The 12,386-nt window shown below is 61.0% G+C and carries 15 protein-coding genes; 4 read left to right on the top strand and 11 right to left on the bottom strand.

From position 1 onward, the window contains the following. Positions 1-95 precede the first annotated feature (95 nt). Positions 96-983 (bottom strand): bifunctional methylenetetrahydrofolate dehydrogenase/methenyltetrahydrofolate cyclohydrolase, encoded by an 888-nt coding sequence (locus INT40_RS05230; protein WP_101574521.1) that lies wholly within the window; start codon positions 981-983, stop codon positions 96-98. Continuing rightward, a complete protein-coding gene (gene glyA / locus INT40_RS05235; RefSeq protein WP_319021946.1) occupies positions 983-2,257 on the bottom strand; it encodes a serine hydroxymethyltransferase in 1,275 nt (424 codons plus the stop codon). Before glyA ends, INT40_RS05230 begins: the two co-directional genes overlap by 1 nt. Positions 2,258-2,425: 168 nt before the next feature. On the opposite strand from glyA, the gene purU reads away from it, so the two are divergent. Next, positions 2,426-3,277, top strand: a complete 852-nt coding sequence (purU, locus tag INT40_RS05240; protein ID WP_193095699.1) for a formyltetrahydrofolate deformylase — start codon at positions 2,426-2,428, stop codon at positions 3,275-3,277. Positions 3,278-3,389: 112 nt separating this feature from the next. Then, positions 3,390-4,910, top strand: a complete 1,521-nt coding sequence (putP, locus tag INT40_RS05245) for a sodium/proline symporter PutP (RefSeq protein ID WP_193095700.1) — start codon at positions 3,390-3,392, stop codon at positions 4,908-4,910. Between the two features lie 297 nt (positions 4,911-5,207). On the opposite strand, the gene rplQ is transcribed toward putP, so the two are convergent. The 7 genes from rplQ to INT40_RS05280 all read right to left on the bottom strand — a co-directional run bounded on the left by rplQ (position 5,208) and on the right by INT40_RS05280 (position 9,830). Beyond that, positions 5,208-5,750: a 50S ribosomal protein L17 gene (rplQ, locus tag INT40_RS05250; protein WP_193095701.1), complete on the bottom strand. Its 543-nt coding sequence runs from the start codon at positions 5,748-5,750 to the stop codon at positions 5,208-5,210. A 23-nt stretch (positions 5,751-5,773) separates the two neighbouring features. After that, a complete protein-coding gene (locus INT40_RS05255; RefSeq protein WP_009884957.1) occupies positions 5,774-6,772 on the bottom strand; it encodes a DNA-directed RNA polymerase subunit alpha in 999 nt (332 codons plus the stop codon). A 150-nt stretch (positions 6,773-6,922) separates the two neighbouring features. Continuing rightward, complete coding sequence (gene rpsK / locus INT40_RS05260) at positions 6,923-7,327, bottom strand: 30S ribosomal protein S11 (RefSeq protein WP_101574516.1); 405 nt, start codon at positions 7,325-7,327, stop codon at positions 6,923-6,925. Positions 7,328-7,378: 51 nt separating this feature from the next. Then, entirely contained in the window at positions 7,379-7,747 is a 369-nt protein-coding gene (rpsM, locus tag INT40_RS05265) for a 30S ribosomal protein S13 (RefSeq protein WP_101574515.1), read from the bottom strand. Positions 7,748-7,935: 188 nt separating this feature from the next. After that, a complete protein-coding gene (rpmJ, locus tag INT40_RS05270; RefSeq protein ID WP_009884960.1) occupies positions 7,936-8,049 on the bottom strand; it encodes a 50S ribosomal protein L36 in 114 nt (37 codons plus the stop codon). A gap of 61 nt (positions 8,050-8,110) precedes the next feature. Beyond that, entirely contained in the window at positions 8,111-8,332 is a 222-nt protein-coding gene (gene infA / locus INT40_RS05275) for a translation initiation factor IF-1 (RefSeq protein WP_101574514.1), read from the bottom strand. Positions 8,333-8,606: 274 nt separating this feature from the next. After that, positions 8,607-9,830, bottom strand: coding sequence for an MFS transporter (locus INT40_RS05280; protein WP_193095702.1), 1,224 nt, complete (start codon positions 9,828-9,830; stop codon positions 8,607-8,609). Positions 9,831-10,010: 180 nt separating this feature from the next. On the opposite strand from INT40_RS05280, the gene INT40_RS05285 reads away from it, so the two are divergent. Then, positions 10,011-11,156 carry a MalY/PatB family protein gene (locus INT40_RS05285; RefSeq protein ID WP_193095703.1) on the top strand — a complete coding sequence of 382 codons (1,146 nt, stop codon included), beginning with the start codon at positions 10,011-10,013 and terminating at the stop codon, positions 11,154-11,156. Between the two features lie 30 nt (positions 11,157-11,186). Here INT40_RS05285 and INT40_RS20545 read toward each other — a convergent pair whose 3' ends face one another. Next, positions 11,187-11,465, bottom strand: coding sequence for a hypothetical protein (locus INT40_RS20545; RefSeq protein ID WP_226830853.1), 279 nt, complete (start codon positions 11,463-11,465; stop codon positions 11,187-11,189). Further along, entirely contained in the window at positions 11,453-12,061 is a 609-nt protein-coding gene (locus INT40_RS05290) for a hypothetical protein (protein WP_226830854.1), read from the bottom strand. Before INT40_RS05290 ends, INT40_RS20545 begins: the two co-directional genes overlap by 13 nt. A 78-nt stretch (positions 12,062-12,139) precedes the next feature. Here INT40_RS05290 and INT40_RS05295 point away from each other — a divergent pair, with 78 nt between their 5' ends. Then, positions 12,140-12,385, top strand: coding sequence for a hypothetical protein (locus INT40_RS05295; RefSeq protein WP_193095704.1), 246 nt, complete (start codon positions 12,140-12,142; stop codon positions 12,383-12,385). Position 12,386: the final 1 nt, after the last annotated feature.

A 12,386-nucleotide genomic window follows, 5' to 3' on the forward strand; every position in this document is an offset into this window, starting at 1 on the left:
CGAAGAATGAACCAAGCTGGTGTGACCACCAGAACAGAGACTGACGGCCTCCCACACAGATGTGTGGGAGGCCGTCCGTTTCAGAAGATGTACGCTCAGGCGAGTGCAGCCGCCCGCTCGGCCACGTCGACGACGTTCTTCAACAGCAGTGCACGAGTCATGGGCCCAACTCCGCCGGGATTCGGTGAGACCCAAGCCGCCACCTCGGCGACACCAGGATCCACGTCTCCAACGATCTTCGACTTTCCCGTCTCCGGATCCTCTTCACGCGAGACTCCGACGTCGAGGACGACCGCACCGGGTTTGACCGAGTCGGCGGTCACAATCCGGGCCGACCCTGCGGCGGCGACGATGATATCGGCCTGAGCCAACAGTTCGGGCAGATTCGTCGTTCCGGTGTGCGTCAGCGTCACCGTGGCGTTGTACTCACGACGAGTAAGCAGCGCACCGATCGACCGGCCGACGGTGACACCGCGACCCACGACCACAACGTGCTTGCCAGCCAATTCGATCCCATTGCGCTGCATCAGTTCGATGACTCCACGTGGGGTGCACGGCAGCGGGGTGGTGATCTCACGGTTGACGTTGAGCATCAGCCGGCCGAGGTTGGTCGGATGCAGCCCGTCCGCGTCCTTTGCAGGATCAATGCGTTCGAGGACGGTGTCCGTGTCGATGTGTGAGGGCAACGGCAGCTGCACAATGTATCCGGTGCATTCGTCATCGGCGTTGAGCTCGTCAATGACCGTCAGGAGTTCCTCCTGGCTCACCGACTCCGGAAGATCACGTCGTATGGAATGGATGCCCACCTCGGCGCAGTCACGGTGCTTGCCCGCCACATACCACTTCGAACCCGGATCCTCACCGACGAGGACCGTGGCCAAGCCGGGGACGATGCCCCGCTGTGCCAGGTTCTCGACGGTGGTCCGCAGCTCGTCCTTGATCGCCTTCGCACAGACCTTGCCGTCAAGGATCCGTGCTGCCATCAGAACTGCTCCAGATCTTCGTAGAGGGGGAAGTTCTCGCTGAGTTTCTTCACCCGAGCGCCGAGTGCGTCGACGTTCGCACCGGGCTTGAGCGCCTCGGCGATGACATCGGCGACCTCGGTGAACTCGGCATCGCCGAACCCGCGGGTAGCCAGGGCAGGGGTGCCTATGCGCAGACCGGAGGTCACCATGGGCGGGCGGGGGTCGAACGGAACGGCGTTGCGGTTCACGGTGATGCCGACCTCGTGCAACAGGTCTTCTGCCTGCTGTCCGTCCAGAGCTGAGTTGCGCAGGTCGACTAAGACCAGGTGGACGTCGGTGCCGCCGGTCAGGACCGTGGCTCCAGCCTTGGCGACGTCATCGGACATGAGGCGCTCGGCCAGGATCTGGGCACCGCGCACGGTCCGTTCCTGGCGGGCTTTGAACTCTTCGGAGGCGGCGAGCTTGAATGCCACAGCCTTGGCCGCGATCACGTGCATGAGTGGTCCACCCTGCTGACCTGGGAAGACCGCGGAGTTCAACTTTTTCGCGTACTCCTCCTTGCCGAGGATGAAGCCGGAGCGTGGTCCGCCGATGGTCTTGTGCACCGTCGATGACACAACATCGGCGAAGGGCACCGGGTTGGGGTGCAGTTCGGCTGCGACGAGGCCGGCGAAGTGTGCCATGTCGACCCAGAGCTTCGCTCCGACCTCGTCGGCGATGTCGCGGAAGGCCTGGAAGTCGAGCTGACGCGGGTAGGCTGACCAGCCTGCGACGATGACCTCTGGACGATGTTCGAGCGCACGCTCACGCACCTTGTCCATGTCGATCCGGTACGTGTCAGGATCGACTTCGTAGGAGGCGACGTCGTAGAGGCGACCCGAGAAGTTGATCTTCATGCCGTGGGTGAGGTGACCGCCGTGGGCCAGTGAGAGGCCGAGCATCTTGTCACCCTGGCGGGCCAGGGCGTGCATCACAGCAGCGTTGGCGGAGGCGCCGGAGTGCGACTGCACGTTCGCGTATTCGGCACCGAAGAGGCTCTTGGCCCGGTCGATGGCCAAAGTCTCAGCGACATCGACGTATTCGCAGCCACCGTAGTAGCGCTTCCCGGGGTAACCTTCGGCATACTTGTTCGTCAGCACTGAGCCCTGTGCCTGCAGCACGGCGCGCGGCACGAAGTTCTCCGAGGCGATCATCTCGAGAGTCGAACGCTGGCGGCCCAATTCCTGGTCAAGGACTTCCGCGATCTGTGGATCGATGTCTGCAAGCGAGGCCTGCATCGAATTATCAGTCATGTATACACTCCTGTGGCATCCAAAGTGATGAGAGGGACGCCGCGATCGGCTCCGCGAGTACCCGAAAACAATGCTAACAGCGAACCAGTTCACGCCGTCGGGCCTCTCGACATACGGATCCTGGGCCGGTATCAGTGCGCACCGGGTTCGACCATTAGAATCGAGGCCATGAGTAGAGAATGGATCCTGCGAGTCACCTGCCCGGACGCAACCGGAATCGTCCACGCCGTGACAGGGGTCCTCGCATCACTCGGTGCGAACATCACCGAATCCCAGCAGTTCTCCTCCCCCGATTCGCTGCAGTTCTTCCTGCGAGTCCAGTTCGTCACGACCACGGATTCCGATGCCGAAACCCTGGAGTCTGCCCTCGCCGAGGCAGCCCAACGTTTCGATATGACGCTGAGCCTCCAGCCCGTGGAGAAGAAGACGAGAACCCTCGTTCTCGTGTCCAAGGCCGCACACTGCCTCAACACTCTGCTGTTCCAGCAGAGCTCGGGACAGCTGCCCATCGACATCGTGGGGGTGGCCGGCAACCATGACTCTCTGCGGTCGCTGGCGGAATTCCACGGTCACGACTTCCACCATATTCCGATCACTTCAGAGACCAAGGACGCAGCCGAAACGAGGTTGAGCGACCTTGTTGCTGAGCTCGACGTCGAACTCATCGTCCTCGCGCGGTACATGCAGATCCTCTCCCCCGATCTGTGCGCACGGCTTGAGGGCCGTGTCATCAACATCCACCATTCGTTCCTGCCCAGTTTCAAGGGTGCCAAGCCCTACCACCAGGCGCATGCTCGCGGGGTGAAGATCATCGGCGCCACCGCCCACTACGTCACCCCCGATCTCGACGAGGGCCCGATCATCGAGCAGGACGTGGCTCGGGTCGACCACAACCGCAACATCGCCGACTTCGTCCAGCGCGGACAGGATGTCGAAGCAGCCGTGCTCGCACGGGCCGTGGCCTGGCATGCGGAAGGGCGGGTCCTCATGGACGGTCACCGCACGGTCGTCTTCAACTGATCGCAGCGCCTCGGCGTCCATGAATGTGCTTGTAGTGTTCTCTTAGGCAATTCACACATTTTGCGCAATCTGTTGTAGGGTCTCCCCGGTTTACAAAAGGAGAGATCTAATAATGACGGAAACCACTTTCCGCACAATTGCCATCGTCCTTTACTTTGTGGGAATGCTCGCCATCGGCTGGTTCGCATACCGCAAAACCAAGAACAACCTCGACGACTACATGCTGGCAGGCCGCGGGCTGCGTCCCAGCGTGGCCGCCCTGAGTGCAGGAGCCTCGGACATGTCGGGTTGGCTCCTCATGGGCCTGCCCGGTGCCATCTACATAGGTGGACTGGTAGAAGCCTGGATGGCAGTGGGCCTGACCGTTGGGGCCTGGGTGAACTGGAAGCTCGTGGCACCTCGTCTGCGTGCCTTCACCGAGAAGGCCGGTGACTCGATCACGATTCCCAGCTTCTTCGAGCAGCGTCTCAAGGACAATACGCGTCTGCTGCGCATCGTCTGCGGTGTCATCATCTTGGTGTTCTTCACCTTCTACGTCTCGTCCGGAATGGTCGCTGCCGGCAAGTTCTTCGAGTCAAGCTTCGGACTGAACTATCTAGCCGGAATGCTCATCGTCGCTGCCATCACCATGGTCTACACCTTGTTCGGCGGGTTCCTCGGTGCCACCCTCACCGACGTCGCCCAGGGACTGCTCATGTTCGCGGCACTCGTAGCCGTCCCGGTCGTCGCCGTGTTCAATGCCGGCGGTCCGGCAACCGTGATCTCCAACGTCAAGGAGATCGACCCCAGCTTGCTCAATGTCTTCGGCAGTGGACCATTCTGGGCCGGTGGTACTTACCTGGCTGTCATCTCCGCACTCGCGTGGGGCTTGGGCTACTTTGGACAGCCGCACATCATCGTGCGGTTCATGGCGTTGCGGACGCCCTCCGATGCCAAAGTTGCTCGGCGAATCGGTGTCGGCTGGATGGGCATCTCCGCCCTCGGTGCCGTCGCGACGGCGATTGTGGGCATCTCGTACTTTTCCGAACACGCCAACATGGAGCCGGCCGACTCCGAGACAGTCTTCCTGGATCTCGCTCAGATCCTGTTCCATCCGTTCATTGCGGGACTGGTCCTGGCTGCGGTGCTCGCCGCAATCATGTCAACGATCTCCTCGCAGCTCGTCGTCACATCCTCGGCACTCATCGAAGATCTCTACAAGATCGTTGCTCTGCGCACCGGATCGAAGCGCACGCTGCAGGACAAGACCTATGTTCTGCTGGGGCGCCTCGGCATCCTGGTCATCGCCATCATCGCCGTGCTGTTGGCGATCTCGCCGTCGAACAACATCCTCGATCTGGTGGCCTTCGCATGGGCCGGCTTCGGTGCTTCCTTCGGGCCGATCGTGCTGCTGACCCTGTTCTGGAAGAAGCTCACCAACTGGGGCGCTCTCTTCGGACTCATCTCCGGTGCAGTCGTGGCATTCGTCTGGGGACAGGTCAGCACCCCGGTCACCGATTCGCTCTACGAGATCATCCCCGGATTCGCCGTGAACTTGATTGTCGCTATCGTGGTCAGCAAGTTCACGTACAAGCCCAACGCGGACACAGACCGCGAATTCGACGAGTCGGTAGAGTTCTCGCGCATCCAGTGACGGCCCAGCGGCTCGACTGACGGCCACACGGCCGCCCAGCGGGGCCGCACTCAGCAATTCCGTCACTACGTCCTACACTCAGCGGCTATTCCTCCTGCAACACAGGGAGGAATAGCCGCCGAGTGTTTCTCGCCCGTGTGCCAGTGCGTACCCCTGCGACTGGTAGGGAGTGAATGTACGTCTGCCGCGGACCCGGCGCAGCAGCGCACACGTCTCGGCTCATAAACACAGCGGTGTGAATACACTTCAGGCGGGCACCCGTCGGGTGCCCGCCTGAGATACTGCGTAAAAGAGTCCTTACTTGGTCTCTTCAGCACCTTCGTCAGTTACTTCATCAGCGACCTCGTCGGTTGCGGCCGAGTCGGCTGCCCCCTCTGTGGACTCTGCAGGAGCCTCTTCGACGACCTCTTCGGTCTTCTTCTTCGACGCTGCGGTCTCGGTGGCCTGCTCGGCTTCCTTCACAGTTGCCTGCTTGGGCGAGTAGGGCTCGAGAACGAGTTCGATGACGGCCATCGGCGCGTTGTCACCGGGACGAGGACCGATCTTGGTGATACGTGTGTATCCACCGGGACGCTCGGCCATGGTTTCGGCGATCGAGGTGAAGAGCTCGTGAACGATTGACTTGTCGCCGATCTTTCCGAGCACGCGACGACGGGCGGCAAGGTCGCCTTTCTTGGCGTGAGTGATCATGCGCTCCGCCACCGGACGCAGGCGCTTGGCCTTGGTTACGGTCGTGGTGATCTTCTTGTGCTCGAACAGGGCGGCAGCCATGTTGTTGAGCATCATGCGCTCGTGTGTTGGGGAGCCTCCGAGACGAGGACCCTTGGTTGGGGTTGGCATAGTGTCTTACTCCTAGGTCTTAATCAGTACTGTTCGTCTTCGACGTAGGACTGGTCCTCATCAACGAGACCGGCTTCGAACCCGGCGGGACTGTCCTTGAGGCTCAGGCCGAGCTCGTTGAGCTTGGCCTTCACTTCGTCGATCGATTTCGAACCAAAGTTGCGGATATCCATGAGATCGGCTTCGCTGCGAGCAACGAGTTCGCCGACCGTGTGGATACCTTCGCGCTTGAGGCAGTTGTAGGAGCGCACGGTCAGATCGAGATCTTCGATGGCCAGGGCCAGATCGGCAGCCAGCGCTGCGTCAACCGGCGATGGTCCGATCTCAATGCCTTCAGCTTCGACGTTGAGTTCCCGAGCCAGGCCGAATAGCTCGACCAGTGTCTTACCCGCAGATGCGATCGCATCGCGTGGGGTCATCGACGGCTTGGTCTCGATGTCGAGCACCAGGCGATCAAAGTCGGTGCGCTGCTCAACACGAGTAGCCTCGACCTTGTAGGTGACCTTGAGAACCGGCGAGTAGATCGAGTCAACGGGGACCCGACCGATCTCTGCATCCGCGTTCTTGTTCTGAGCGCTCGATACGTAACCGCGTCCACGTTCGATGGTCAGCTCCATATCCAGACGGCCTTCACCATTCAATGTGGCGATATGCAGATCCGGGTTATGGATCTCAACTCCGGCAGGAGCAGAGACATCGGCGGCAGTCACGGTGCCTGGGCCCTGCTTGCGCAGGTAGGCAACGACCGGTTCGTCGAATTCCGAGGACACGACCAGGGACTTCAGGTTGAGGATGAATTCAGTGACATCCTCCTTGACTCCTGGAACGGTGCTGAACTCGTGGAGCACACCGTCGATCCGGATTGATGTGACGGCGGCACCTGGAATCGACGACAGCAGGGTACGACGAAGCGAGTTGCCGAGGGTGTAGCCGAATCCTGGCTCAAGTGGTTCGATGGCGAACCGTGAGCGATTCTCGGAGACGACTTCTTCCGTGAGCGTTGGGCGCTGTGCAATGAGCACGTGGGCTTCCTTTCAGCGAACATCCGCTATATGACGTTCGCACTGCACGTCATGGCCGTAGCCATGAAGAACGGTTCGGTTTATCGTGGAATTCGTTCTGCAACTGATGCCGGGACATAGCCCGTCATCGGTGGCAGAGACACGGAAGGATCAGCCGCGGCGGCGCTTGGTCTGACGGCAGCCGTTGAACGGAACTGGAGTGACATCCTGAATGGTGCCCAGTTCCAGACCGGCGGCCTGCAGCGAACGGATCGCGGTTTCGCGTCCCGAACCTGGTCCCTTGACGAAGACGTCGACCTTCTTCAGGCCGTGCTCCTGCGCACGACGAGCAGCGGATTCCGCAGCCATCTGTGCGGCGTAAGGGGTCGACTTGCGCGAACCCTTGAAGCCGACCTCTCCTGAGGATGCCCAGGAGATGACAGCACCGGTCGGATCAGTGATCGACACGATGGTGTTGTTGAACGTTGATTTGATGTGTGCCTGGCCAGCAACAATATTCTTTTTGAGCTTGCGGCGAGGCTTGCGCACTGTAGCGGCGCGTGACTTGGGAGGCATGTGTTTTACTCCTGATCGAGGTGGCTGATGCTGGTCAACCGGGTGAGTATGTTACTTCTTCTTACCGGCCACGGTGCGCTTCGGTCCCTTGCGGGTACGCGCATTCGTCTTGGTCCGCTGTCCGCGAACCGGCAGACCGCGGCGGTGACGCAGGCCTTCATAGCTTCCGATTTCCACCTTGCGGCGAATGTCGGCAGCAACCTCACGTCGGAGGTCACCCTCAACCTGGAATGTGCCCTCGATAAAGTCACGCAGCTGGACGAGCTCGGTATCGCTCAAGTCCTTCACACGGGTGTCAGGGCTGATTCCCGTTTCCGTCAGGGTCTGGCGCGCACGGGTGCGGCCCACACCGTAGATGTAAGTCAAGGCGACTTCCACGCGCTTTTCACGCGGGATGTCGACTCCGGCAAGTCGTGCCATAGGTACTATCTCCTGTTGTAGTTCCGGAGGTGCTGATGCAGACCTGTCCTTGGTTTCCCAAGGTCCTCGGCCCCCGACCGAAGGTATCGTCCTGTCACTGCTCTAACGGCAATGCAGATGGCGAGGTCTGCGCGGGTGTGGTGCTGCTGAAGCCCCTTGCGGGTGCCTCTGTCTGCTCGAAGAGCTGCTCAACCCTGGCGCTGTTTGTGGCGCGGGTTGGAGCAGATGACGATGACCCGGCCGTGACGGCGGGTAATCTGGCAATTCTCGCAGATCTTCTTGACGCTTGGCTTAACCTTCATGGTTTTTCCTTCTTCCGACCCTTACCCCTGCGCAGGGGCGGGTACGAATGATCGAAGATCCTTACTTGTAGCGGTAAACGATTCGCCCACGCGAAAGATCGTATGGAGACAGCTCCACGATGACCCGGTCCTCAGGGAGAATTCGAATGTAGTGCTGTCGCATTTTTCCTGAGATATGCGCAAGCACCCTGTGCCCATTGCTCAGCTCGACCCGGAACGATGCGTTCGGGAGGGCTTCGACAACGGCGCCTTCGATCTCAATGACCCCTTCTTTTTTGGCCATATCGTTCGCTAACCTCGTATTCCCGCGAAAACTTCGCGTTCGACGTAATCGTGTATCGTCGATTTACCCCGACGACCCCATGGTCTGCGGCTCACCTCACCACATGAAAAGTTGCGGATGGCAAATGCCGCCCACAACAGAAAAAGGGTGAGTTGAGTGAGAACAGACCAATCAACAACCCTACACTATGGCCGAAGATTCTTCCACACGGTGCTGGCTTACGGGGGTGAAGTCCCTTACAATCGTTCTCTCCCTCGCTGAGGTGGTCCCAAGGTCAGGTCACGTGTCGAGTTCCGTACCCGGCCCGGATGCTCGCGATGACGGCGATCGCGAGCACGACGAAGCCCATCAGGGTGATCGATGCGAATCCGCCGAAGGCCAGCAGCGGCCCGGACAGTGCCGCCAACGCGGCGGCCCCGAAGTTCATTCCTGCGTCGGAGAGTCCCTGCACCGACATACGATGCGCGGGATCGATCTCTTTGGTCAGAAGTGTTGACCCGGCGATGAGGCATGCGCTCCAGCCCAAGCCCAAGAGGAACAGCGCCACTGAAAGCCTGGTGAACGATGACTCACCGAGAGCATCGATGCACCCGAGGACCAAGGACACGGCGAACAGTCCGTGGCCGAGGAGAATCACCCGACCGGCGGAGTACCTGTCGGTGAGGTAGCCGAAGACCGGGGAGAGTCCGTACATGCCGAGGATATGGCCGCCGATCGTGATGCCGATCAGTTCGAGGCCGAGCCCATGGTGGTCCATGTGAAGTGGTGTCATCACCATTGTTGCCACCATGATCATGTGCCCCGTGACCACGGACAGCAGCCCCATGAGCGCGCTCGGGGAACGTCTGATGGCCTGCCAGGTGCCACCTCGGCGAGGGGAGGGCGAGGTCGCATCTCGCGTGGCGGGTGTGACTCGGCGCAGGAACAAGACGCTGAGGAGGGCAAGTGCGAAGCCGGCGATCGCGATGACGAATGGCCCTGACAGCGGATCGAGGCTCAGGGCTCGGCCGAGGTCGGCACCGGGTCCTGACAGGTTGGGTCCGATGACAGAGCCGATCGTGGTGGCCCAGACGACCACGGACATCGCGGAGCCCTTGAGGTGGTCGGGAGCCGCATCCGTGGCCGCATAACGTCCTTGCAGCCCTGCTGCTGTCGCGGCCCCGAAGCAGCCCATGCCGATGAAGAAGGCGAGGTCGATGCCGAACAGGATCGCGGCCACGATGAGAATGGCCCCGCAGAGGGCGATCGCGTAGGCGCTGGCCAGTGCCAGCCGACGACTTCTGGCCTCGGCCAGTTTTGCAAGTGGAAGCGCGAGGAGCCCGGCGCCGAGGATGGACGCCGTCTGCGCGAATCCCGCGAGTTCCGTGCGGCCGGTCAGACGCTCCGCGAGGATCCCACCGACGGCGAATCCGGTGACGATGCCGATGCCGGAGAACAGTTGGGCCAGGCTCAGCGCCCACTGATTCCGGCGGAAGATCGACTGCGGGTGTCCACCCATCGCAACCTCTGCCTCTCAACGGTCTCAATCATCGGATCCGGCTCGCATCGCCGGTTCCACTGTAGTCCGTGACCGTGCATGTCGGAACGCAGCACGCACTCAGGGCCTCCCCTGCTAGCGTGAAATGCGACAGTCACCCAATACCCCGCAAGTTCGCAATGGCCAGCAAAGGAGCATCACGTGCAGGACCTGGATTCCATCACAGAAGAATCACTCATCGCCAAGGGCGGCCGGAAGTGGTCGACCTTCCCGGGCAGCCTCGGCGCATTCATCGCAGAGATGGACTTCGGTGTCGCTCCCGGCGTGCGCGAGGCATTGCGTGATGTCGATGAGCGAGATCTCTTCGGCTATGCGCCGCAAGCCATCGTCTCCGACCTCAAGTCGGCCACCTCCGCGTTCTGCGCCGAACAGTACGGATGGCAGTTCCCGGACGAGCACGTCGACCTGGCCAGTGATGTCATCGCGAGTTTCCTGGGCATCCTCACCCACCTGACTCCTGCCGGTACTCCGCTCGTCCTTCCGACCCCCGCTTACATGCCCTTCTTCGATGTCGCCAAGGTCACGGGACGAGAGCTCATCCAGGTGCCGATGATCCGATCGGAGACCGGCTGGTCGGTCGACCTCGCCGCGGTCGACGCCGCGCTGGTGCCTGGCTCCACCCTGGTCCTGTGCAATCCCCATAACCCCATCGGCAAGGTGTACACGGAGAGCGAGCTCCTGGAACTCGCCGAGGTGGTTGAGCGCAATGATGCACGCGTGTTCTCCGATGAGATCCACGCCCCGTTAGTCTTCGAACCGGCCCGTCACATTCCCTATGCGAGCCTGAATGAGACGACGGCATCGCATACGGCCACCGCTACCGCGGCCTCCAAGGCGTTCAACATCCCAGGGCTCAAGTGCGCACAGCTCATTCTCAGCAGTGCCGATGATCGCGCGATCTGGGCGCAGAAGGGCAATTTCGTCTCTGGCGCCGCGTCGAACCCCGGCATCCTCGCCACCACCGCGGCATACACCCAGTCGGGTGAGTGGTTGGACGAGATCACCGCCTATCTCAAGGGCAACCGTGAGCTCCTGACAGATCTCATCGCCACCCACCTGCCCAACGCCACGTACCTTGCGCCTGAAGGAACATACCTGGCGTGGTTGGACCTGCGCGGGTACGGCCTCAAATCCGAACTGGCCGAACATTTCAACACCGAAGCTCACGTCGCGATCACCGAGGGCCGCCTCTGCGGTGAGGTCGGTGCAGGTCACATCCGCCTCAACTTCGCACTCCCCCGACCTCTCCTGACCGAAGCAATCGAACGCATCGCCTCCGCAGTGTAAAGTGACAGTCTCACTCCGGGGAGGCAGAGCTCAGCTGCTCGGGAGCCATTCGATGAGGCCGAAGGACGGATTGGGGCCGGCACATTCCAGTATCTGCTGGTCGAACCGCAGGTAGTGCTCCAGGTTGCATCGGTCCATAAGAGTGCGGAAACGCAGTGCCGGCTGTTCGGGGCCCACCAGTTCGGCTGGAAGAATCGGGTACGTCATGACCGCACGCCCAACTTGAAAATAGATGTCGAAGAACTTCACCAGCGACATCTCGGGTTGTCCACCACCTGGCTGACTGCCGTTGACGCTCAAAGCAGCCAATGCGCTCTCCAGCGGTGGCAGCTCAAGCGACGCGGTCTAGCTCGCGAAGTCATTCGTCGGGCTGTGGCGATGGCCTCGGGTTCGATCGTCGCGTATTCACACCACCCTGGCTCGAGCATTCCAGACAGCTGCCCGGACAGTTCGTGGGAGAGGTCGGCGAAGGACAGCAGAACTCCGGGGCGCAGCTGTCGGTAACCGAGCATCCTGGCGACATATCGGAGCCGATCGCGCAGCATCCGTGCCGACTCGGGAATCGAATACAGCGCGGCATGAAAATGACCTTCGAAGCTGGGCGCGTCCCGATCTCCCGCAATGCCCATGAGACCTGAGAGGATACGCGGGCTCAAGAGGCAGAACGAGACTCGTCCCAGCCTTTCGCTGCTCAGAATGTCCCGGTGGACCATCCCCACCAGCTGATTGCGCACGTTCGAGGACGAATAGCCGTGTTCGGCCAAGACTCCGACGATGACGGGGCCGGGCAGACCCTGCGCTTGGAGACACCCGAACGCCGAGATGACATCGAAGGCGATGAGGATCAGACGATAGCGATCGGGCACAGCTGCCGAACGTTTCGTGTGATCGTGGACACCCGCCAAGAGCAGATCCTAACGTGAAAACACAAGGATCCTGACGAAAGTCGATAACGACGGTCACAAGTTCAAGGGAGCAGCGTCATGGACGACGAGGCATACGAAACGAGTCTACGGGTATTTCAAAAGGCCAGGACCTCTGCGGTCCTGACCGGATCGATCACGGCTATCATCACCTTCGCATCCTTCATGATCGCAGGCTTCGACATTCACGTCACTGCAGCGTGGATGTTCGCGTTGAGTCTGATGTCAGCGTCGGCGCTGTTCGTCGTCATGCACATCCTCACGACCATCGAGCTCAGGCGGAGGCAGCAAACGCCTCAGCCATGAA

This window comes from Brevibacterium sp. FME17, assembly GCF_014897515.1.
GTDB lineage: Bacteria > Actinomycetota > Actinomycetes > Actinomycetales > Brevibacteriaceae > Brevibacterium.

Bases quoted from the DNA above. Each gene is read 5' to 3' on its own strand.
- INT40_RS05280 (WP_193095702.1), bottom strand. From the start codon at position 9,830: ATGGGTGGACACCCGCAGTCGATCTTCCGCCGGAATCAGTGGGCGCTG.
- rpsK (WP_101574516.1), bottom strand. From the start codon at position 7,327: ATGCCTCCCAAGTCACGCGCCGCTACAGTGCGCAAGCCTCGCCGCAAG.
- putP (WP_193095700.1), top strand. From the start codon at position 3,390: ATGACGGAAACCACTTTCCGCACAATTGCCATCGTCCTTTACTTTGTG.
- glyA (WP_319021946.1), bottom strand. From the start codon at position 2,257: ATGACTGATAATTCGATGCAGGCCTCGCTTGCAGACATCGATCCACAG.
- rpsM (WP_101574515.1), bottom strand. From the start codon at position 7,747: ATGGCACGACTTGCCGGAGTCGACATCCCGCGTGAAAAGCGCGTGGAA.
- rplQ (WP_193095701.1), bottom strand. From the start codon at position 5,750: ATGCCAACCCCAACCAAGGGTCCTCGTCTCGGAGGCTCCCCAACACAC.
- INT40_RS05295 (WP_193095704.1), top strand. From the start codon at position 12,140: ATGGACGACGAGGCATACGAAACGAGTCTACGGGTATTTCAAAAGGCC.
- infA (WP_101574514.1), bottom strand. From the start codon at position 8,332: ATGGCCAAAAAAGAAGGGGTCATTGAGATCGAAGGCGCCGTTGTCGAA.
- purU (WP_193095699.1), top strand. From the start codon at position 2,426: ATGAGTAGAGAATGGATCCTGCGAGTCACCTGCCCGGACGCAACCGGA.
- INT40_RS05230 (WP_101574521.1), bottom strand. From the start codon at position 983: ATGGCAGCACGGATCCTTGACGGCAAGGTCTGTGCGAAGGCGATCAAG.
- rpmJ (WP_009884960.1), bottom strand. From the start codon at position 8,049: ATGAAGGTTAAGCCAAGCGTCAAGAAGATCTGCGAGAATTGCCAGATT.